Origin of the sequence: Kribbella antiqua (genome assembly GCF_004345665.1) — a bacterium.
Lineage (GTDB): Bacteria > Actinomycetota > Actinomycetes > Propionibacteriales > Kribbellaceae > Kribbella > Kribbella antiqua.
The window spans coordinates 79,881-99,944 of the sequence record NZ_SLWR01000001.1 but is presented as its reverse complement, the minus strand read 5'-3'; the positions used below and the strand labels follow the sequence as shown (position 1 = coordinate 99,944).

Sequence of the window (20,064 nt, the reverse complement as noted above, 5' to 3'; positions counted from 1 at the left end):
GGCCCCGCCCAGCCGGGGCACCACCATTCTGGCCTCACACGACTGGCGAAGGTGGGCACGACCACCGGGGACTGACGACAGGGCATCGACCGCCTGGGGTGCAACTCCGTCACTGGCGACGACGTAGCGGAGGACTGAACCCGTCAAGCGATCGGATCCGGGGTACGTCGGCATCTGGGTGTACGTCGTACCGGTCGAGGAGTACGGCGTCGATGCCCACCGCGAGAGCACCACGAACATCCCTGTCCAGCGAGTCACCGACCATCACGACGTCCGCGACGGAGACTCCCAGCTGCTCTACGGCCTGCAGGAAGATCTGTGGGTGGGGTTTTCCTGCCGGCAGACCGTCCGGGGTTGTCAGTACGTCGATCTCGTCGGTGAGGCCGAGGCGTTCGAGCTTGTAGCGTTGATGATCCGCGTTGCCGTTCGTCACCACCGCTGCCTTCAGGCCGGCCGCGCGTATCTGGCGTAGTGCCGGTACGGCGTCGTCGAACACCGTCCACCCGGCTTCGTACCGGGCCGAGTAGCCCTTGAAGATCACGTCGGCCTCGTCATCGTCCACCGACAAGCCGAGGAACTCGTTCACCCGCCGGCGCCGCTGCTCCTGGAAGGTCAGCTCTCGTCGCTGGTATGCCTGGTAGTGCCGATCGGAAAGCTTCGCCCACCTGTCGGCGACCCCAGGGCCCGTGATCCCGTACTCCGCAGCCCATTCGACAACTGCTCCGGCCGCGGCCGACTCCTGGTCAACCAAGGTGCCATCCAGATCGAACAGCACCGCGCGAAGGTCCTCACGCCACACAGACATCCGGACAGACTAGTGAATGGAGCTCTTCACGTATCAGTGGCGAGGCAGTCACTACCATTGCGCGCCGGTCTCGGACCTCTGGTTCACGCGAGCTTGCCGGCGATCGTATGCGCGCAGTCGATGGACTCCGCGTGAGTCGTGTCGACCTCCACGTCGTACCGCACGCCTTCGTGGACGATATCGGCCTGCAAAGCCGCCATGCCGACAGTCCGATCACCTCGGGCTGCTTCACGCTCCGCCGCGACGTCAGCAGCACAGCGCACGCCGACCCAGAGCACGTCGAGGTTGCCGAAGGCATCTATCCAGCGCTGCTGCGAACCAGCTCCGCCCAGGAACACGTCATCGATGATGACGTTGGCGCCGGCTCGCGCCATCGCGGCGATCCCCGCACTCCAGGCCGCATCCAATTGCTTGAAGGCCGGTCCGACGTTCACCTCACCGTTCGGGCCGAAGTCGATCCCGTCGTCCGACGCCTGCATCGCGGCCGGCAACGCGTCGACGAAATCGTCCACGCTGAACGCCAGCCACGGCTCGGGCAGCACCGCCTGCAGGCACCGCGCGATCGAACCCTTCCCCGAGCTGGACCCACCGTTGAGGACAATCACCCATCCGCTCACGGGCCCAACCCTAACCACATCATCTGGTGGTCAGGCCGATCCGGCGGAGCCAGTCGGTCACCTGAGGTCGCGCACCGGCCGGCTTGTTCGCCTCGGACGGCGAGGCCTTCGCCGATTGTGCCGCCTGGGCAGGACCGTGCGTAGTCGCGTTCGGTCGTGCCGAGCCCGCTCATCGCGTACGTCGTGAACGGGTGCACGGTCGCGCCGGTGAAGTCGTGGCTCTCGGTGAACGTCGACATGATCATCGGCACGCCAGAAATAGGCCACGAGGATCTTCGGTGCGCGCGGTGTCGTGGGGCTTTACGCGGCGGGTTGCGCACAGCCGCCGACAGCGGACGTCACGAGGGCGCCCGCCAAGCCAAGCAGTCGCCGTCGTCGATTGGCACTAGATCATGCGCTAGAGGCTCGCGCTCGGGCAGCCTGGTGGATCAGGTGGTTGTGTTCGGCAACGTTGGTCGCTAGACGGGCGGCCTCGGCGTAGGCAGTGGCCGCCGCGGGGAGGTCGCCGGCGAGTTCGTGCAGGTGTCCGCGTACGGCGTGCCAGCGGTGGCGGTCGCCGATCACCTCGCGGAGGCGGTCGGTCTCGCGCAGGCCGGCGGCGGCACCGAGGACATGGCCGACGGCGACCGCGCGGCCTAGTACGGCGGCGGGGTCCTGGCGTACGGGATCCTCGGTCAGTGCGACGAGATCGTCGTACCAGGCAAGGATCTGCGGCCAGTCGGTCTCCTCGGCGCTCGCCGCGTCGTCGTGCAAGGCGGCGATGGCGGCCTCGACCTGGTAGCGACCCGGACGCTCCTCAGCCAGTGCCGATTGCAGGACGCGCACGCCCTCGGCGATCTGGCGGGTGTCCCACAGGCCGCGATCCTGCCGGTCGAGCGTGACGATGCGGCCCTCGGGATCGAACCGCGCCGGGAGCCTGGCGTGGTTCAGGAGCATCAACGCAAGCAGGCCCCGCGCCTCGGGCTCGTCCGTAGCAAGGGTGAGTTGGCGGGCGAGCCGGATCGCCTCGGCCGCCAGGTCCACTCGGCCCGCGTGGCCGGCCGTGTAGATGAGGTAGAGCACGCGCAGTACGACGGCGAGGTCGCCGGGCTGGTCCAGACGGCGACCGCGAAGGGTGCGCTTGGCGCGACTGATCCGCTGCGCCATGGTTGCCTCGGGCACGTAGAAGGCGTCGGCGATCTCCCGGGTGGTGAGGCCGCCGACGGCGCGCAAGGTCAGCGCCACCTGGGACGTGGGCGCGAGGTCGGAGTGACAGCAGCAGAAGAGCAGGAAGAGGGTGTCGTCGCCTTCCTCCGTCGCGACCGGCCGCGGCTCGGCGTACGTCGTATCCTCGCGGCGGCGCCGGGCGACTTCGCTGCGATGTGCGTCGACGAGCCGGCGTGTGGCGACCGTGATCAGCCAGGCGCGCGGGTCGCGTGGCGGGTTGTCGGGCCAGACCCGGAGCGCCTCCAGCAGTGCCTCCTGGAGCGCGTCCTCGGCTACGTCGAAGTCTTCACCCCGGCGTACCAGGCCCGCGAGTACCCGGGGGACGAGGGCACGCAGCGCGCCCTCGTCCCACCGTTGCACCGGTCCGTCGATCACGCCGGGTCAGTCCTCCGACGGTGCGACGGACATGACCTCCCGGACGTCGATCCACTCGTACAGAGGCGTGCCGCCGGGTCCGGGCTCGGAGGAGACGTAAGCCGCCAACTCCACCGCACGCTCGTGGGACTCGACGTCGATCATCCACCAGCCCGCGACCAGGTCGCTCGTCTCCGGGAGCGGACCGTCGGTGATGACCGGCGCCGCGCCCGGGCCGCCGTACCGGACCCAGGTGCGCGCCGGGGTGAGCCCCTGCGCGTCGACGTACTCGCCGTTCTCCTCGAGCAGCTCGGTGACGTGCTTGAGGAACGCCATGTGCGCCTCGATGTCCTCAGGCGCCCACTGGTCCATCGGCGGCACCTTGCGGATCTGCTCCGGGCCGCCGCGGTAGTGCTTCAAAAGCAGGTACTTCGGCATCGTCATCTCCTGACGTCATGGGCCATGCCTTGTCGAGGCCCTTCACCTGGTGAGCGAAGCCACCGGACCATTCTCGACATCCTGCCGCAAGAAAATGTCCTCGGGGGAGTCTGGCACGCTGAACCGCATGATCGACGACTTCGCCAAGGCCTACCTCCATGACGACCTGCGCTGGGTTCGTGAATCACTCCTGTTCAAGTTGGACGGGTTGACCGAGTACGACGTACGCCGTCCGCTCACGAAGACCGGAACCAACCTGCTCGGGCTGATCAAGCACCTGACGCTGTCGGAAGCCCGGTACTTCGGCGAGATCTTCGATCGGCCGTATCCGGAGCGCTTGCCCCGGTTCGACGACCCCGGCTACGCGAACCGCGACCACCTGTGGGTCACGGAGCAGGAATCCCGGGCTGACATCGTCGAGGGGTACAAGCGTGCGTGGCAGCACGCCGACGCGACGATCGAGGCGCTGCCGATCGATGCTCCGGGCTTTGTGCCGTGGTGGCCGCGGCCGAACGTGAAGTTGTTCAACGTGATGGTGCACGTACTGACCGAAACCAACCGGCACGCGGGTAACGCTGACATCCTGCGCGAGCAACTGGATGGGGGAGTAGGGGCCGGCCCGGTCACGACCTCCGATGACGACTGGGATGCGCATCGCTCGAAGATCGAAAAGGCAGCCAGGGAAGCGCAGCTACGCGACATCGGGCCGGGTCATTAGGCGTGCCTGCAGGTGCAGGGTCAGGCTGGGGGTGGTCTGCCAGGCGCCGCCACGCGGTCCGGGCAGCGCGTCTACGACAAGGCCGGCTTCGTGCTGACCTCCGCCCCGAGGATGAAGCTCGTTCTGCGGGGTACGTCGAAAGGGGAGAGGTCAGCGGCAGGTGACGAGTTGCCGCACTAGAAGCAACTCATCGGCTCCGGTTCTGAAATCGTGGTGCGCGGGTCATCAGTAGCGGATACCGTCGGCGCCGTGTCTGAGCAGAGACCTTCCGATGTTGTGAGCCAAAATCGAGAGTACTGGGAACGGCTGGCTCCGCATCGTGTCGGCGAACCAGTGCAGTTCTTCTTGGATGGCGGCAGCGCGCTGACGGAATCGGAGCTTGCGGTCGTCGGCGATGTACACGGTCGGCGGGTGCTGCAGCTGGCGTGTTCGATGGGCGACGAGGCGTTGACGTTCGCACAGCGTGGTGCTGCCGTGACCGCTGTTGATATTGCACCGTCACACCTGGCGACCGGTCGAGCGAAGGCCGAAGCGCTGGGTGTGGATGTCGAGTTCGTCGAGCAGGACATGATGACGCTGGACCCGCGCATCACCGGGTTTGACGTGATCTACATATCCTGGGGCGGTCTGTGCTGGGTGCCTGACCTCTCCGAGTGGACGCGACTGGTCGCTGATCGGATGGACCCTGGCGGTGTCCTGGTGATCAGTGAACACCATCCGCTGTGGGAAGTCATGACTGTCCGCGGTGAGGATGCCTTGTCGGTCAGCGGTGACTACTTCGGAATCGGCCGGGACGGCTACGCCGACCCGCTGAAAGCCCCGGAGATTACCCGGCGGATCGGCACTCCCGATGTTCCGCACCGTAGCTACGTCTGGAGTCTCGGCAGCCTGGTCACGGCTGTCCTTCACGCCGGCCTGACGCTTGAATCTCTCCAGGAGTTTCCCGATCCGGATTCATACCCGGGACTGGGTGACCACGCGACGTATATTCCGGCCACCTACCTCCTCACAGCAAGCCGCTCGCGAGATTCGCACGCTGCCTCGCCGCCCTCTCCTAGGAAAGGGATCAAGAGAGAGTGAAGAAGTACATACTCTTCGATCATGATGGTGTTCTGGTGGATACCGAATTCTGGTATTACAAAGCTGGAGAACGCGCCCTGGCGGACATTGGTTTGACTTTGGACAAGGATCAATACCTCCGGGACATGAGCCAGGGGCTGGGCACGTGGGCCCAAGCCCGGGCGGCAGGTATCGACGAACAGATCATCAGCAGGCAGCGTGAGGTCCGCAATGATTATTATCAGGAGTATCTGAGAACAGAAGCCATTGAGATCGAAGGCGTCGTTGACACTCTTGCTCAACTGTCACAATATGTCCGCATGGCCATTGTGACGACTGCAAAACGGGTGGACTTTGACATCATCCACGAGAAGCGCCAAATCAGAAAATTCATGGATTTCGTCCTTGTACGCGAAGACTACAAGCTCTCCAAGCCGCACCCGGAACCATACCTGACCGGCTTGAAGCGCCTCGGCGCCACCAAAGAAGAGACACTGGTCGTAGAGGATTCATCCAGAGGCCTGAACTCAGCCGTGGCGGCCGGCATCGACTGTGCCATCGTCCACAACGAGTTCACAAAAACACACGACTTTTCCCAGGCCACCTACCGAATCGAAACTCTGATCGAACTGAAGAACATCCTCCTCAATGCAACCTGAGGAGCATTTACTACTCCTTTGAAGAAGCGAAAGAGCTTCGCGCCGGGCCGAGCCCTTCGGCAGTCCAGGGGGCGCGCTCAACCGAACATAGCGACGATCAGTGCAAATGCCGCCAGACTTCGGTCGTACGAGCCGCCAGGCCTACTGATCTGGCCGTGCCGGGTCGCTGCCAGCGCCCGCAAGACGCCGTATCGTCGCAGCATTTCCGCAGGTCAACGTGGGTTCCTCGTCACTGCCGGGGTAGTGGAGCGAAGCCGGCGGCAACGACTCATCACAGGCACTACCCGACCACTACTGGACACGCTGCGTATCAGGTTCGGACGTATTGATAGTTCCGAAGCGCCGAACACGGCGAATGACCGAGCGGATCAGCTCGCGCTATCCGCGGGCATGCGCGGACGGGTTGTCCTTGCGAAAACCATTGGTGCCCGGCTCGCTCCGCTGATGGACTGACGTCCCACCGTGAGTCTGCCGCGTGACGGAGGTAGTGGTTGTGACGGATTATGACGTGCTTGCCGAGGTGTACGAATGGCTCATCTCAGATGCAAAGTTGCCTCCAGCCGAGTTCGCTGCGTCGTTCGATGACGTCCTCAGTCTCCTGCCGTCGAACGCTCACGTCCTCGACTGTTCGTGCGGAACCGGACAGTTGGCGGTTGGCCTCGCCGGTCGTGGCATGCAGGTTGTCGCGACTGACGCCAGCGAAGCGATGGTTCGTCGGACTGCAGAGTTGTCTGAGGAGTTCGGGGCATCCGTCCGGGCCGTGCGGGCGAACTGGGAAGAATTGCCCGACCATTTCGAGGACGACACGTTCGACATGGTGTTCTGCGTTGGCAACTCGCTTCACCATGCCGCGGGCGCGACAGGCAGGGGTGCTGCTCTGGAGTCGATGTCACGCCTTCTGCGCCCTGGCGGGCGCTTGGTACTCACATCCCGCACTTGGGAACTCGTGAGGGCCAGAGGTTCCAGGCTCGACATCAGTGACCGACTCGTCCGCCGGAACGGTCGCGATGCCGTCGTGGTCTACCGCTGGGAGATTGCGCCGCATTGGGAGGAGGAGCACCACATCGAGATTGCGATCGCGCAAGTTGATGCGACTGGGTTGGTTCTTGTCCGCTCAGAACTGCTGTCCTGCTGGCCCTACCGGTACGAGGAACTCGAAGTCGAGCTGCACCGGGTCGGACTCCGGACGGAAGTGAGTACGTTCGATTTTGAGGCCGAGAACTACATGGTGGTCGCGAGCAAGGTATAGACACCGGGCTCTCAGCCCCTGGCCGGACCGCGCGGTTGCTCGCAGGACGCTTGCGCGTCGCCCGCGGGGTAGTGGATCAGCCGTAGCCGCCGTGATTCATCTGGTGCAACACGCTACTAGTTGACATAATGTCGCTTATCGGCGCTAAGAGCACGGGGGTTGCATTAGATGCAGGAACTACCGGCTCGGGACGTAGAAACGGTTTGTGGAGGTCAGCGAGGCCTTCGATTAGATGTTTGCCCCTCGTACGGCGCGTTGCTGGCGGCGTTCTCCGACGTGGGACCAGCCCGCGCATGGACGCCGCCACCCAAGAAGTCATCGTTCAGCGCGTCGTCCACACCGACGAACTCGCGCCGCGTGATCGCGCCGCGGCGATCCTGATCCTCGTCTTCGGCCAACAGGTAGAGGACATCGTCAAACTGACCTGGGACGACGTGAAGTGAGCGACGACCTCATCACTGTCCAGGTCGGCAGTATCGAGATCGCCCTGCCGTCGCTGCTCGACGAGCCATGGCGGCGGTTGGCTGGAAATCCTGGCCACGACCTAACCGCGACTCACCCCGCCAGCAATTGGGTCTTTCGCGGTCACTCCCCCGGCCGTCATCTCAGCTCCGCGCACCTACGAGCACGGCTCCGCGATGTCTCAGCACCCGCGCCGCACGACTCGGAGCGCTGCACGAACTCACCAAGCTCGCACCCGTCGCGATCCTGGCTGAGGCGCTTGGCTACTCACCTGCCACGATCGAACGACAGGCCGTTGACTCGGCAACCGCCTACGCCCGCTACGTCGCTGCCGCGGACGACGCCCAGTCGGCTGAGGCAAGAACACTCCGCTGAGCGGCCCGGAGCAGAACGACGCGACTGGCCGGCTCGCCGCATTCATCGGCGCACCAGCACGCTCGATCTGATAATCGCCTGTGTCATCACTTCGATGGTCCTACAGTGCCGTGGTGGACCCCATCGCTGCGCCGCCCGTCGATCTGGACTGCCACAATCTCCCGGACGCCGCGATTCTTCAGCCCGGTCGAAGAACCCGGATCCGCACCTGGCCCGGGTCGGACTGCCCCTTCCTGACCGGCCCACTCCGCGTCGAAGGCGTAAGCCCTGGCGACACCCTCGCCTTCCACCTCCACGCCCTTGAACTGGACCCCGTCGGTCATTACGGCTTCGCCACCACCACCAAACCCTGGGAGCCGTGGGGCGGCGTCCTCCGCGAGTCCGCGGACCAGGAATACGCCGGCCGCGCCGAACTCCGCAGCGACCAGGTGATCCTCGACGGCCAACACGTCGTACCAGTTGTCCCGATGCTCGGCTGGCTCGGTCTGGTCCGGCCCGAACTGATCGCCGACCCCTGGGACCACGGCGGCAATCTCGATACCAAGGAGTTCGCCCCTGGCTCGACCCTCTATCTCTACGACGAAATCGGGTCCGGCCGGTTCGTCATCGGCGACGCGCACGCCGCAATGGGCGATGGCGAAATCAGCGGCCAGGGCATTGAGATCGCCTCCTGGTGCGACCTCACCGTCGAGGTGACCCCCGCCACCTCCCCGCACCGTCCCATCGTCCGCACCCCCGATGCGATCGTCCACCTCTGCAGCCGCTTCACCGAGAGAGACGCCTACACCCAAGCAATCTCCGACGCCGTCCACCACCTCGGGTTCACCCAGCAACTCGGCTTCGAGCAGGCCAACGCCCTCCTCAGCTTGATCGCCGACCTCCGCGTGTCGAGCGTCGTCTCCCACTCGCCTACCTACAAGCTCCTCGTCCCGTCGAGCTGGCTAGGCCCGATCGAAAACCTCCTGACGGTTGAGAAGCCGTTGCTGCCCTACACCCCCAGATGATGGACCCGCGATCCCTCGCGCCCGCTCACTCCCGGCACATCAACTCCCGTCCCTGCCAGTTAACAACGGGAGTTGCATTAGAGCAGGAACTCCCGTCTCGAGAGGGACCGCTTCGCTAGCATCGTCCCGTGGCAGTGACAGCGTCTGGGGTGTTCCGACGAACCGCGATCGAGCGGGCAGATCAACGAGTCTCCTGGGAACGAACGGATCAGGCCTTCTTCTCGAGTGGGGCATGCCACGTGCTGGCCTGGACGTGCAGGGATTTCTATCCCGATAAGGGGATCGCCTTGGCGGCGATGTACTTGGGTGACTACGAGCATCCACTTCACACGTACGCGAGGTGGGGCACGTGGGCGTTCGATGCGTCCGGTTGGAACCTTGAGTCCGAACTCCTGCAGGTCAACAGCGATTTCGAGGGTCTCCCCGTCCGTCAGGTGGAGACGATCAGAACTGACCTTCGGGAGTTCTGTGAAGAGCACGTGCATCGGCAACCGCACCAGTACTGGGCAGATCCCACAGAACGCGCACGCGCCTATGTGGGCCGATACGACCCCCCTGGCTCTAGGCGCTTCGCTCGTAGCGGGGACTATGAAGTCGCGTCGGGATGTATCCAGCGGCAGGCGAAGCGTGCCGAACACACCTCGAGGTTCGCGCCGTCGGCGGTCGAGATGCATGACGTCGACGGCCTCGAGGAGACCGTCGACGCGGTGGGCCATGCGCACATCGTCCGCCGACCGCGCTCCACGGGGACAACTCCCGTCACTCCAACAACCGGCGATACCAGTCAACCGTCGGGAGTTGCATCTGATGCAAAGACTCCCGTCTGCGTGCGATTTCGGTGTCTCTGCAGGTCAGAGCCCACATCGGCGATCCGTCGCGCGGCGGCCTCCGTGTCGTTGCTGCGGGCAAGTGATCAGGTGGGCCGCGATCGAGATCCCGCCACCACTTGACGAGCTGTTCCGGGAACTGGCCGTGAGCAGCCACAGCAACACCGCATCCCACCCGGCCAGCAAGTGGTTCTTCCCCGGCTACGCACCCGGCCGGCACATCAACCCAGCCCAGCTCCTTGAACGCCTACACCCGCTCTTCAGCCCACGCGCAGGACGCCTGGGCACCCTGCACGAGCTCACCAAACTCGCCCCGGTCGCGATCATCGCTGAAGCTCTCGGCTATACCGCCCAGACCATCGAGCGCCACGCCAAAGGCGCCGCCACCACCTACGCCGAGTACGTAGCCAGTCCGACAGCCGGTCCGCGCGGACACACGTGTGGGAAGGCGGCTCCACCCACAGTGGTCCTCCCCGCTACCGGAGAGGACCACATGCGTTGAGCCTGGGCTTCAGCGGGCGATGCGGCTCGTGGTCCTGACGAGCGTGAGGTTCGAACCATCGGAATCAGAGGTCCAGAGGCCTACCACGACACTGGTGGGGCCACCGGGCACGTCGGCTGTGGCACCGACGGTCTCGGTGTCGGTTGCGCCGTTGCACAGACCTTCGTTGTTGATGATTGTTGTGTACTTCGTGTCCCCCACGTAGGGGGTTACTGAGACCCATCGGCAACCGCTTCCGGAGACCGAGTGGAGCAGGCCCGTGGCCGTGACCGATCGGTTAGAGAAGGTGACGCTGCCCGTGTAGTAGCTGGCGCCGTAGGTCAGGTTGAAGGGTTTCGCTGCCGTTCGGCGGCCTGGGCGGGCGCGGCAACCCCGATCGTCCCAAGAGTGGCTACCAGGCCGACACCAGTCGCAACAAGTCGTCGCACATGTACTCCTTGGAGTTGTTCATTGGTCACGAGAAGTCTGCGGCCGCCGAACACGACAGCGGAAGCTTTTTGCAGCTTGTGGCAATGCAGGGAAGGTGGCGGTAGCTGCTCGGCGAGCAGGACGAGGTCGAGAAGACGCTGCTCAGACTGACCTGCTACTCCCGTCACTCCAAACATCCGGCGGTACCAGCTGAACGACGACGGGGTAGCAAGCAGTGGATGAGACTGCAGAGCGCTGACACGTTGTCGCTGCTTGGCGTGGGCGGGGCGGGTGCGAAAGACTGCTTCGATGTCTGCTGAGTACGCCGAGAGTGACCAGTTCCGTGGTGCCCGCATCCGGTCGAGTGAGCTCGCCGGGCTCGAGATCCGCGATTGCGAGGTCAGCGGTCTGAAGATCGTCGATTGCTTCGGCAACGACGTCTCCCTCGGTGGCGACTTCGAGCGTGTCGTCGTCAACGACGTCGACGTGACCGCCTACGTCGAGGCCGAACTCGACCGGCAGCACCCCACGCGGGCACTCGCGCGAGACGCCCTGTCTCCCGACGACTACCGGGCTGCCTGGAATGCCATCGAGAGGATGTGGCAGGCCACGCTCGACCGCGCCCGGCTGTTGCCCGAGGCAAAGTTGCACGAGCAGGTGAACGGCGAGTGGTCGTACGTCGAGACCCAACGACACCTGCTGCACGGCGCCGATGCCTGGCTCGGCAATGCCGTGCTCGAGGAGGAAGCGCCGTACCACCCGTTGGGCTTCCCCACCGGCGGGATGCCGCCCGAGGCGTCGGCGAAGCTCGGCCTCACCATCGAAGCCACCCCAACGCTCGACGAGGTACTGGCGGCTCGGCGCGCCCGGATGGCCGCGATGCGGCGTGTCGTCGACGGGCTCACCGAGGCCGAGCTCGATCGGGTCTGTGGTCGCAAGCCGGCGGAGTCGTATCCCGACCAGGAATACGTCGTGCGCCGCTGCCTCAAGGTGGTGCTCAAGGAAGAGGCCGAGCATCACCGTTATGCGGTGCGCGACCTCGCCGTACTCGAGGCCGGTGCCTGAATTGTCGACGTTCTTGGGCGAGGTTGTCGAATTCTGGGTGGCGGGTTCGTGGATAGAGCAACCGGACCGAACAAGTCCCAGACTCAAGGAGAACCACGATGAACGACCAGGCCAGCCGAGTAACCAGACCATTCCGATTCGGGGTCGTTGCGCCGATCGGTTCTGACCTGCCGACGTGGCGAGACCGCGTGCGCCGCATCGCTGACAGCGGTTACTCAACGTTGCTGATGCCCGACGTTCCTACGTGGCAACCAGCACTTGGCCCAACGCTGGCAACCGCGGCCGCGATCACTGACCTGCGGATCGGCTCGTGGGTCTATGCCGCCGCGCTGCGCGAACCATGGAGCACAGCATGGGAGGCCCACTCACTGTCAGTACTCACGGAAGGCCGCTTCGAAATGGGCATCGGCGCCGGGCGACCTGGGATCGAAGTCGAGCTGGGGCTGCCTGCCGTCTCCCCTGCTGAGCGTCGTGCCAGGATGCGCGAGACCGTGGCCGCCCTGCGTACGTTTGACGGCCCCGATCTGCACACGCCGGTTGTCATGGCGGTGAGCGGATCGAAGTCGCAGGCGCTGGCGCTCGAAGTCGCTGACGCAGTCACGTTCGTACTCCCATCGGATGATGATCGGGCCGAAACCACGAAGCGGGTACGCGACTTTGCTGGCGGCCGGGACATCGAACTCGCCCAGCACGTCGCCGCTGTCGGTGACGGCGTCGCTCCGTTCATGGCGGCGCCCGGCCTCGACACCGCGGCGCTTCGCGCGGCTGACTCGCTCGTCATCCTTCCGAGTGACCCCGCGGCAGCCGCCGAAGAAATCCAACGACGCCGCGAGGAGATCGGCTTCTCCTATTTCGTCATCGGCGCCGACTTCGCCGACACACTCGCGCCGGTTGTGGCCAAGCTGGCCGGACAGTAGGCAGCGCGGCTGGACCATCCCGGCGCGCGATGCCGGCGAGGTTGATCGCGAACACGGTGGCGGCGATGCTGTGGGCGTGGAGTACGTGTCCAGAGTGCCGCGACCGCCGCTGGACTGGCTGATCGACGACCTCTACTTCTTGGAGGGCGTGCCGCCGTACGCCCGGTTGACGCTGCCGCCGAGCCCAGCGGCGCTGCTCATCGTCAACCTCGGGGCGCCGTTCCTCATCCGCGCCGGCACCGACAACGAGGCGGCCGAGTACGCCGACGGCTGCGTGGTCACCACGCCCACCCGCGCGTTCGAGTTCGGCTACCCACTCCGGACCCGGTCCGTCGGCGTGCACTTCAAGCCGTGGGGGCTGGCACCGTTCCTGCCGATGCCCGCGGCCGAGCTGTGTGACCGGCCGGTGACGATAGAGCAGGTGTGGGGCCGGCCCGCCATTGCTGAGCTGCGGGACCGGCTGGCCACGGCGTACGGACCGCACCAGATGCTGACACTGCTCGAGGAGGAGCTACTGCGACGGCTGCGCGACACCGCCGGCCTGGGGCTGGTCCGCCACACGAGCAGCGTCATCGCGGCGACCAGCGGGGCGGTGGCGATCGACGAACTGAGGGTGGCAGCCGGTGTCAGCAGCACTCATCTGGCACAGCGGTTCAAGGAGATCATCGGCGTCACGCCGAAGCGGCTGGCCCGCAACTACCGCTTCGCCACCACCGTGCTCTCGATCAACCCCGCCGAACCGATCGACTGGGCCGGCCTCGCCAGTAGCGCAGGCTACTTCGACCAGGCCCACTTCGGCCACGAGTTCCGGGAGTTCACCGGGCTCGCGCCGACCCGGTACGTCGAAGTCCGGCGGCAGTTCCTGCGCGAACATCCCGGCCACGTGCTGGACAACTGGCCGCTGCCGGCCGATTGATTTCTTACAAGAGCGACAGCTCACGACACGCTAATTTTGGGGCACCCCAAAGTAAAGGAGAGCCCCGTGGGCAAGGTGGTCATGTACGCCTCTGTGTCGGTGGACGGCTTCATCGCGGACGATAACGACCAGCCCGGTCCCCTGTTCGACTGGTTGTCCAGCGGTGACGTGCCGTTGGACGAGAGCGGCTATGTGAAGGTGTCGCAGACCTCCTACGACTACACCCGGGCGTACTGGGACCAGGTCGGGGTGACAATCGCCGGCCGCCACGTCTTCGACCTGACGGACGGCTGGGACGGGAAGCCTCCGAGCGGGATCGACCACGTGGTCGTCGTGTCGCACCGGCCGAAGCCCGAGGGCTGGGACCCCGAGGCGCCGTTTCACTTCGTCGACGGCGTCGAGGCAGCCGTGGTCAAGGCGCAGGAGCTTGCAGGAGACCGCCTGGTCGAGGTCGCCGCCGGCGACGTCGGTGGCCAGGCGCTTGCCGCGGGTCTGGTCGACGAGGTGCGCATGGACGTCGCACCCGTCGTGTTCGGGTCCGGCAAGCGCTACTTCGGGTCTGTCCACGCGCAGCACCTGTTGGAGGATCCTGACGTGGTGATTCAGGGCAACCGGGTGCTTCACCTGCGCTATCGGGTGCGCCGTTGACCGATGTGAGCGGATACGCGAAGAAGTCCACCGCGATCGGTGACACAAGGCGCCACCCCGCAGAGGTACGATCCCGGGCGTGGCGCACTACCTGTTCAACCTCGTGAAGGGGGACGCAGCGAACGGCCCAGCCCTGCACGAACTGGCCGCGGGGTTCCTGGGAGTCAGCATGTGGGGCGTCGACGCAGACGAGGCTCACGGCGACGCACTTGCGCCCGGAGACCAGATCCTCATCTATCTGGGCGCACCCGAGCGCGTGTTCATCGGCCGCGCCGAGCTGGCCTCGGCTGTCCATGAGTGGACACCATCCGAGGCGCAGGCGTACCCGGGCGATTCTGCTCGCGGAGTGTTGCTGGCTCAGGTCGAGGAGTGGAACCCGCCCGTCTCGATGCGAACCGTGCTGGCCCGAATCAGCCCGTCCGAGACTGCCAAGGCCGACTTCCAAGCGGGCGTCGTCCGGATCACGGCTGACGAATACGAGACCGCCCTGGCCGTGGCGACCGGACGGTAGCCACCGCCCGGCCACTGTTGGCGGGTGTTTGCGGTGAGTTGCCGGTCCGTTAGGCGGCTTGGGCGAACCAGTTGAGGGTGAGGGCGGCGACCTCGGTGGGGGCGTCGTCGGTGATGAAGTGGGCTGCGTTGTCGACGTAGGCGAACTCGATGCGATCGGCGTACCGCTCCGGATTGCGGCAGACGTTCCCCAGTTGCTCGGCCCAGGGGTGGTCGCGGCGGCCGAATACGACGAGGGTCGGCACTGTGAGCCGCCGGCGGCGGTAGACGCCGCGGCTCATGCGCATGGCTTCGGGCAGGACCATGCCGCGGGTGAGCGGACGCACCGCGGCGTCGATGTCGGGTCGGCGCATCGGGGCGAGGTGGGCTTCGACCGTTGCTTCCGACATCGGACGTGCGACGTACCTGTCGGAGAAGGTTCCGCGCAGTGAGGCGCCCGGGCGGTGCCAGATGAACGGCGGCAGGTGCTGGAAGGCAGGGAGGAGCTTCGGGCTGAACTTCATGAAGCCCGGCGGCACGGAGAGTTGCACTGCCGTTCGGACCCGCTCGGGGTGCTCGTAGGTCAGCTGCATCGCGGTGATGACGCCCATGTCGTGGGAGACGAGGTGGGCGGGCTCGAGCTGGAGGACGTCGAAGAGGGCGAGTACGTCGCGGAGCCTGGTCTCGCGTTCGATCCGCGGATCGTCGGCCACGGTCCAGCCGGCCCCGCGCAGGTCGGGGCAGATGACGCGGTAGCCGCGTGCGGCGATGACTGGAGCTATCGCGCGCCACTGCCACCAGTGCTGGGGAAATCCGTGCAACAGTACGACCGGTTCGCCCTCGCCGATGGTGGCGACGTGAGTTTGCAGGCCGGGCGTCTCGACGACGAGATGGTCGAAGCCGGACGCCTCCGGCAGCGGCGGCGACCAGGCCGAGGCGTCAGCGGCACGGGTGATGCGGGGCTCGGGCGTGGCCATGGCCACCTTCGTGGACTGGACTACTATTTTCATAGTAGGCCTCATGGAAGGGGCCGTCCATGCCGGCGGCCACCCGGGAACGAGCACCGAGGCGGCCCTTAGGTCCAAGGGGGCACGGGCAAATCGACTTCGCCGAATGGCTGGTCGAGGTCGGCGTCCGCCTCGAACCCACCCGGATGCGCCCGCAACTCCCCCACCTCAACACCGAACGCGTCACCGACCTGAGTCGCCGCCGGCGGTCGTACTTCAATCCACATACGTGAGTTCCTTGCGCAGCAGAGTGATCTGCGTTTCGTAGCGGGCCACGGATCCGTCCGCGGCCTGCTGGTCCCACGAGCCGATCTCGGTGCCGCTTACGACGTAGCCCAGCCGTTCATACAGAGCACGCGGTCGCGAGTTGTTGTCGTCCACGCCCAACTCGGCCCAGCGCAGTCCGCGCGCGCGGATCCGCTGCTCCAACGCGCGTACGAGGATCGTGCCGATTCCGCACGACTGCATTGCCGGCTGGACTGAAAGCTGCCAAATCGTCGCCGCACCAGGCGGTTTGGTGTAGTCGGCCCCGCCGACCGCTACCGGCAGACCGGACGGCGGGCAGACCGCGAGGTAGTCGACCTCGCCGCGGCGGGCGCGTTCGATCGCTTCGGCAACGTACGCGAGAGCCGTCGCGGTCCCGTACCAGCCGCAGGCCGGCAGGTCCTCTTCGGTCAGATCTCGAACGGTCAGGGGCACCACAACCTCGGCCATATCCAGCACCCTTGCAGGCCGAGGTGCGCGAGTGCCAGCGATTAATGTGCTCCCCCGGCGTCGGCACTCACTCGGCTTCTTTCTGGAGGAGTTGACGGGAGGGGGCGAAGCCGAGTCTCTCGTAAACGGGCACGGCCTTGCGGCCGGAGTGAACCGTCACTCGGCTCGCCCCAAGGCGCAGGGCGTGGTCCGTTGCAGCTTGTACGAGCGCCGAGCCGATGCGCTTCCCGCGGTGCTCCGGTACGACGAAGACGCTTTGAATGTCCGCCGAGCGGCGACTGGTGGCGCCGGGCCTCGGCGGCCGACGTACGAGCGCCAGCCACGCCATGCCGACGACCTCGGACTCGGCAACTTGAGCAATGAAGGCGAAATGGGAGTCGGTCCACCACGTGGCGAGGTCAACCGTGAATGACTCGACGGACTGCTTGGCCTGATCGTCAGGTGCGGCATTCAACCAGAGCAGCCGAGCCAGGTGCGCCAGGTCCGCCTCACCCGCAATGCGAATGTCCATGCGGCCAGTGTTTCGCAGTACGAGCGCTGAACCGCCGCCGGGTCAGACTGGGTGGTTCAGCGAAGGTGGCCCATGGCAATTGCTAGGCGTAGGACGTCTGTGAGGGGGCCGTTGTCAAAGGCAACCAGGTAGTCGACCGCCTCGGCGGGAGGCAGCGTGAGTACGTCGGTGACTGCTTCGCCGTCGGCTGGATTCGTCGGGCGCGCCTTGAGGGCGACATCGGCGACGGCGTAGAGCCAGTATGAGATTGGATGTGGAACGTGCGGGCGATACGGAGTGGATCTTGGGTCGTTGACCTTGAAGGCGCCGATCCAGTTCAGCTCGCCGACGATCGACGCGCCGGCTTCCTCCAGTAGTTCACGCCGGGCAGTCTCTGCGACTGCTTCGCCGTACTCTCGAGTCCCACCTGGCAGGAATCGCCAGCCCTGGTCGCTCTCGCAGACCACGACTCCCCCGGCGGCCCGACCGATGACCTTGACGTTGCTGATCAGTTCGTCGGGTGGAAGCTCCAGAGAGAACTGAATCTCCAGCTCACCGTTCGCGACGCCGCCCCACTCAAAGGCTGAGGGCGCAAACAACTTCGGGAAGCGTTCCTGCCATCCGTCCATCCCCGCATCCTCGCAGGGATCTGCGATGCTGGACGGCAACTATTCGACGTACTAGCGCGTTCTTCCGAAGCGGGCGAGGCAGGGCCAGACCTGTTTGATCTGCTGCGGCGGGTGGGTGCGGGCCCGGGCGGCAGTACCGACGACGCTCGGCGTCAGCTCGTTGCCGAGGGAGCGCGCGAGGTCGACGATGTGTGGTCCGTGCACGTGTGCTTCGACGCATTCGTCGAGGTCGTCGGCTCCGGATGCGTCGGCCAGGCGGCACAGGTGCGGGAGTACGTCGAGGTCGCCGACGTCGGCCGGTTCGAACGCCGAGTCGGGGAAGCAGAACGTTGCGCGAGTCATGGCCTCTGGCCGAAGCCGCACGTACGAGGAACCGAACCGGATCCCGCCGCCATACGGATCGGCTCTCCTGTTCCACGCGCCGTAGACAGGTCGAGCTGATGTTGGACCGTCGTCGTAGCGGCCGACGAAGAGGCGGCTTTCCCAGCGCCAGCGATCGCCACCTGGGAACGCCGTGAGGCCTCCATTCGAGATGCCGGTCGAGAACTGGGAGCGGTAGAGGCCGTGGGCGGCCATCGACTCGATGACCTTGCCGCCGCGGTACGGCCAGTCGGGGTGGAACTGGAGTGTGACGGCCTCGATGCGAGCGGCCGCCCGCTCACGGCTGTCGTCTGGCGGCTGAACCACGCACCGATCGTACGAAAGCTTGCAGCGTGCCCGCGCGCGTTCCTGACAGGTCGTTGCGCCTGGATGATCATTTGGTGAGGCGCTCAGTGCAACAAATTCGCGGTTGGTGCGTCTCTGGAGTGTGACTGAGGTGTTCCTGAACCGGCGCCATCTGTCGCCCGTCGCCGCTGAGGAGCGGGACGAGGCGGTCAGCGGTCTGTATCGCGAGCACTGGGCGGGGATGGTTCGGCTTGCTCTGCTGATGCTCGGTGATCGGCCGTCTGCCGAAGATGTCGTTCAGGACGCGTACGCCGGCCTGTACCGGCGATGGGACCGGATCGTCGACCACACCAAGGCCGTGTCGTACCTACGGTCCAGCGTGCTCAACGGCAGTCGCACGGTACTGAGGAGACGTACGGCGGCACGCCGGCTCGTCCACTCCGAGCCGCCAGTCTGGTCGACGGAGTCCGAGGCGATGCTCAGCGAGGAGCGCCGCGAGGTGCTTGCGGCCCTGCACACCCTTCCGACTCGCCAGCGCGAGGTCCTCGTCCTGCGCTTCTACCTGCGCCTGAGCGACCCCGAAATCGCCTCGACGCTCGGGATCCGCGAGGTGAGTGTCCGCTCAGCCGCCTCCCGCGGACTGGCCGCCCTCGCCCGGAAACTGGAGGACAACCGATGAACGACCTGGAGACGCGGCTCACGGATGCGTTGGAAGCTGCTGCAGGCACGGTTCCCGACGAGGCCGCCTCTGCATTTCAGACTCCGGTACGGCGCCGAGGCCTGCCTGCCCGGGCCTGGATGGTAGTGGCAGCAGCCGCGGTGGCCGCCGCGGTCGTCGTACCGCTCCTGGTCCGCCAATCCGCAATCGGACCGACAACGACGACATGCCCGGCCGGCGCTATCGCGTCACCGCCGAAGGCTTCCCCGTCGGGCGGAGTCCCAGCGGGCGACCCGCCGCGTGTGCCGTACCTCGTGGACCCGCGCAACGGTGAGCCCAAGTACTTGCAGGACGGCGATGTTCGGGTGCCGCTGCGAATTGGGCAGTCGTTCGTGTCCTACGGCCGCGTCGCGTGCGGGTGGGTAGGTGTGCTCGGGGGCGGTGGCGACCAAGTCGGTCACTTGTTGCCCGACGGCACCTTCCAGTCGTACGGCGAGTCGAGAGGCGACGGCATCGCACTCTCGCCCGAAGGAGACCGGGTCGCCTTCATCACCGGATCGGGCTCGGACACCCGCATGGTGGTCGTATCAGTCGCCGATGACCGGCAGGTCGCGTCAGTGCCGGCGGACGCCCAGGCGGCGCTTACCGGCTGGAATCCCGATGGTGTTTGGTATTGGGATCATGGGGTCAAGCTCTGGAAGCCCGGCGCCGATCCGATCACCATCGACACCAACGGAGGAATCCTGGCGGTGTGGCGCACCACCAATCGGATGCTCTTCTCCGACCTCAGTCCGAGGCCGTTTCCCTGTGTGTCCGTCGTGACGCTTGCCGCTGGCAACAAGCTCGACGAGGTGATGCAGGAACGCTGCGGAATGTTGCTTCGGGCCACTCTCTCACCGGACGGCTCGATACTGGTGACGAGCGACTCGCGAGGCAAGCAAAACCTCCTCACGACGTACGACGTCCAGACCGGGAAGTCGACCACCCACACGGTCCCAGCAGGCGTCACCACCCGACACAAAGCCGTCTGGGAGGACGCCGAACACATCCTGATCGCCCGCACCTCAACCAATTCCGTGGAAACCCCAGCAATGCGCTGCAACGTCCTGACAGGCACCTGCGAAACCCTCGACACCCCCGACTTCGCAATCGACCCCGGCTACCGCTGACTCGCCTGACGTG

Annotated in this window: 24 protein-coding genes; 14 read left to right on the top strand and 10 right to left on the bottom strand. The window is 65.8% G+C overall.

From position 1 onward, the window contains the following. Positions 1-109: 109 nt before the first annotated feature. From EV646_RS00500 to EV646_RS00480, 5 genes are all read right to left on the bottom strand, one after another. Positions 110-805: an HAD family hydrolase gene (locus EV646_RS00500; protein WP_132142761.1), complete on the bottom strand. Its 696-nt coding sequence runs from the start codon at positions 803-805 to the stop codon at positions 110-112. 83 nt (positions 806-888) lie between these two features. After that, complete coding sequence (cpt, locus tag EV646_RS00495) at positions 889-1,422, bottom strand: chloramphenicol phosphotransferase CPT (protein ID WP_132142759.1); 534 nt, start codon at positions 1,420-1,422, stop codon at positions 889-891. Next, on the bottom strand, positions 1,419-1,667 hold the full coding sequence (locus tag EV646_RS00490; protein WP_241995342.1) for a flavodoxin: 249 nt from the start codon (positions 1,665-1,667) through the stop codon (positions 1,419-1,421). Before EV646_RS00490 ends, cpt begins: the two co-directional genes overlap by 4 nt. Positions 1,668-1,812: 145 nt before the next feature. Continuing rightward, positions 1,813-3,003: an RNA polymerase sigma factor gene (locus EV646_RS00485; RefSeq protein ID WP_132142757.1), complete on the bottom strand. Its 1,191-nt coding sequence runs from the start codon at positions 3,001-3,003 to the stop codon at positions 1,813-1,815. 6 nt (positions 3,004-3,009) lie between these two features. Continuing rightward, positions 3,010-3,420: a YciI family protein gene (locus EV646_RS00480; RefSeq protein WP_132142755.1), complete on the bottom strand. Its 411-nt coding sequence runs from the start codon at positions 3,418-3,420 to the stop codon at positions 3,010-3,012. 127 nt (positions 3,421-3,547) lie between these two features. Here EV646_RS00480 and EV646_RS00475 point away from each other — a divergent pair, with 127 nt between their 5' ends. From EV646_RS00475 to EV646_RS00420, 12 genes are all read left to right on the top strand, one after another. Then, entirely contained in the window at positions 3,548-4,138 is a 591-nt protein-coding gene (locus EV646_RS00475; protein ID WP_132142753.1) for a DinB family protein, read from the top strand. A gap of 249 nt (positions 4,139-4,387) precedes the next feature. Further along, a complete protein-coding gene (locus EV646_RS00470; RefSeq protein WP_158290869.1) occupies positions 4,388-5,218 on the top strand; it encodes a class I SAM-dependent methyltransferase in 831 nt (276 codons plus the stop codon). Further along, positions 5,215-5,856, top strand: coding sequence for an HAD family hydrolase (locus EV646_RS00465; protein ID WP_132142749.1), 642 nt, complete (start codon positions 5,215-5,217; stop codon positions 5,854-5,856). The genes EV646_RS00470 and EV646_RS00465 overlap by 4 nt, the downstream gene beginning before the upstream one ends. A gap of 475 nt (positions 5,857-6,331) precedes the next feature. Next, positions 6,332-7,105 (top strand): class I SAM-dependent methyltransferase, encoded by a 774-nt coding sequence (locus EV646_RS00460; RefSeq protein WP_241995091.1) that lies wholly within the window; start codon positions 6,332-6,334, stop codon positions 7,103-7,105. Positions 7,106-7,398: 293 nt separating this feature from the next. Next, entirely contained in the window at positions 7,399-7,548 is a 150-nt protein-coding gene (locus EV646_RS38720) for a hypothetical protein (protein WP_158290868.1), read from the top strand. 507 nt (positions 7,549-8,055) lie between these two features. After that, positions 8,056-8,946 (top strand): acetamidase/formamidase family protein, encoded by an 891-nt coding sequence (locus EV646_RS00455; protein WP_158290867.1) that lies wholly within the window; start codon positions 8,056-8,058, stop codon positions 8,944-8,946. A 909-nt stretch (positions 8,947-9,855) separates the two neighbouring features. Further along, the gene (locus tag EV646_RS00445) at positions 9,856-10,275 is read left to right on the top strand and encodes a hypothetical protein (RefSeq protein ID WP_132142745.1); all 420 of its coding nucleotides are present in this window, start codon (positions 9,856-9,858) and stop codon (positions 10,273-10,275) included. Between the two features lie 717 nt (positions 10,276-10,992). Further along, complete coding sequence (locus EV646_RS00440) at positions 10,993-11,748, top strand: DinB family protein (RefSeq protein WP_132142743.1); 756 nt, start codon at positions 10,993-10,995, stop codon at positions 11,746-11,748. 98 nt (positions 11,749-11,846) lie between these two features. Beyond that, positions 11,847-12,665 (top strand): LLM class flavin-dependent oxidoreductase, encoded by an 819-nt coding sequence (locus EV646_RS00435; RefSeq protein ID WP_132142741.1) that lies wholly within the window; start codon positions 11,847-11,849, stop codon positions 12,663-12,665. A gap of 76 nt (positions 12,666-12,741) precedes the next feature. Then, positions 12,742-13,581, top strand: a complete 840-nt coding sequence (locus tag EV646_RS00430) for a helix-turn-helix domain-containing protein (RefSeq protein WP_241995089.1) — start codon at positions 12,742-12,744, stop codon at positions 13,579-13,581. Between the two features lie 66 nt (positions 13,582-13,647). Further along, the gene (locus EV646_RS00425) at positions 13,648-14,229 is read left to right on the top strand and encodes a dihydrofolate reductase family protein (RefSeq protein WP_132142739.1); all 582 of its coding nucleotides are present in this window, start codon (positions 13,648-13,650) and stop codon (positions 14,227-14,229) included. A gap of 79 nt (positions 14,230-14,308) precedes the next feature. Further along, positions 14,309-14,740 (top strand): hypothetical protein, encoded by a 432-nt coding sequence (locus tag EV646_RS00420; protein WP_132142737.1) that lies wholly within the window; start codon positions 14,309-14,311, stop codon positions 14,738-14,740. 49 nt (positions 14,741-14,789) lie between these two features. Here the strand turns inward: EV646_RS00420 and EV646_RS00415 are convergent, their stop codons facing one another. The 5 genes from EV646_RS00415 to EV646_RS00395 all read right to left on the bottom strand — a co-directional run bounded on the left by EV646_RS00415 (position 14,790) and on the right by EV646_RS00395 (position 18,245). Continuing rightward, positions 14,790-15,695, bottom strand: a complete 906-nt coding sequence (locus tag EV646_RS00415; protein ID WP_132142735.1) for an alpha/beta fold hydrolase — start codon at positions 15,693-15,695, stop codon at positions 14,790-14,792. Positions 15,696-15,941: 246 nt separating this feature from the next. Continuing rightward, entirely contained in the window at positions 15,942-16,439 is a 498-nt protein-coding gene (locus EV646_RS00410) for a GNAT family N-acetyltransferase (RefSeq protein WP_132142733.1), read from the bottom strand. Positions 16,440-16,506: 67 nt separating this feature from the next. Beyond that, positions 16,507-16,950, bottom strand: coding sequence for a GNAT family N-acetyltransferase (locus tag EV646_RS00405; RefSeq protein WP_132142731.1), 444 nt, complete (start codon positions 16,948-16,950; stop codon positions 16,507-16,509). 56 nt (positions 16,951-17,006) lie between these two features. Further along, positions 17,007-17,558: an NUDIX hydrolase gene (locus EV646_RS00400; protein ID WP_132142729.1), complete on the bottom strand. Its 552-nt coding sequence runs from the start codon at positions 17,556-17,558 to the stop codon at positions 17,007-17,009. Between the two features lie 51 nt (positions 17,559-17,609). Further along, entirely contained in the window at positions 17,610-18,245 is a 636-nt protein-coding gene (locus EV646_RS00395; RefSeq protein WP_241995087.1) for a DUF3626 domain-containing protein, read from the bottom strand. 121 nt (positions 18,246-18,366) lie between these two features. On the opposite strand from EV646_RS00395, the gene EV646_RS00390 reads away from it, so the two are divergent. Together EV646_RS00390 and EV646_RS00385 are read left to right on the top strand one after the other, a co-directional pair. Further along, entirely contained in the window at positions 18,367-18,903 is a 537-nt protein-coding gene (locus EV646_RS00390; protein WP_241995085.1) for a SigE family RNA polymerase sigma factor, read from the top strand. Further along, the gene (locus EV646_RS00385) at positions 18,900-20,051 is read left to right on the top strand and encodes a hypothetical protein (protein ID WP_132142727.1); all 1,152 of its coding nucleotides are present in this window, start codon (positions 18,900-18,902) and stop codon (positions 20,049-20,051) included. The genes EV646_RS00390 and EV646_RS00385 overlap by 4 nt, the downstream gene beginning before the upstream one ends. The last annotated feature ends 13 nt before the right edge of the window (positions 20,052-20,064 follow it).

What these genes read in the sequence shown, in the direction of transcription:
- EV646_RS00500 (WP_132142761.1), bottom strand. Translation starts at nt 805, where the DNA reads ATGTCTGTGTGGCGTGAGGACCTTCGCGCGGTGCTGTTCGATCTGGAT.
- EV646_RS00490 (WP_241995342.1), bottom strand. Translation starts at nt 1,667, where the DNA reads ATGATCATGTCGACGTTCACCGAGAGCCACGACTTCACCGGCGCGACC.
- EV646_RS00480 (WP_132142755.1), bottom strand. Translation starts at nt 3,420, where the DNA reads ATGCCGAAGTACCTGCTTTTGAAGCACTACCGCGGCGGCCCGGAGCAG.
- EV646_RS00475 (WP_132142753.1), top strand. Translation starts at nt 3,548, where the DNA reads ATGATCGACGACTTCGCCAAGGCCTACCTCCATGACGACCTGCGCTGG.
- EV646_RS38720 (WP_158290868.1), top strand. Translation starts at nt 7,399, where the DNA reads ATGGACGCCGCCACCCAAGAAGTCATCGTTCAGCGCGTCGTCCACACC.
- EV646_RS00440 (WP_132142743.1), top strand. Translation starts at nt 10,993, where the DNA reads ATGTCTGCTGAGTACGCCGAGAGTGACCAGTTCCGTGGTGCCCGCATC.
- EV646_RS00435 (WP_132142741.1), top strand. Translation starts at nt 11,847, where the DNA reads ATGAACGACCAGGCCAGCCGAGTAACCAGACCATTCCGATTCGGGGTC.
- EV646_RS00415 (WP_132142735.1), bottom strand. Translation starts at nt 15,695, where the DNA reads ATGGCCACGCCCGAGCCCCGCATCACCCGTGCCGCTGACGCCTCGGCC.
- EV646_RS00410 (WP_132142733.1), bottom strand. Translation starts at nt 16,439, where the DNA reads ATGGCCGAGGTTGTGGTGCCCCTGACCGTTCGAGATCTGACCGAAGAG.
- EV646_RS00405 (WP_132142731.1), bottom strand. Translation starts at nt 16,950, where the DNA reads ATGGACATTCGCATTGCGGGTGAGGCGGACCTGGCGCACCTGGCTCGG.
- EV646_RS00400 (WP_132142729.1), bottom strand. Translation starts at nt 17,558, where the DNA reads ATGGACGGATGGCAGGAACGCTTCCCGAAGTTGTTTGCGCCCTCAGCC.
- EV646_RS00385 (WP_132142727.1), top strand. Translation starts at nt 18,900, where the DNA reads ATGAACGACCTGGAGACGCGGCTCACGGATGCGTTGGAAGCTGCTGCA.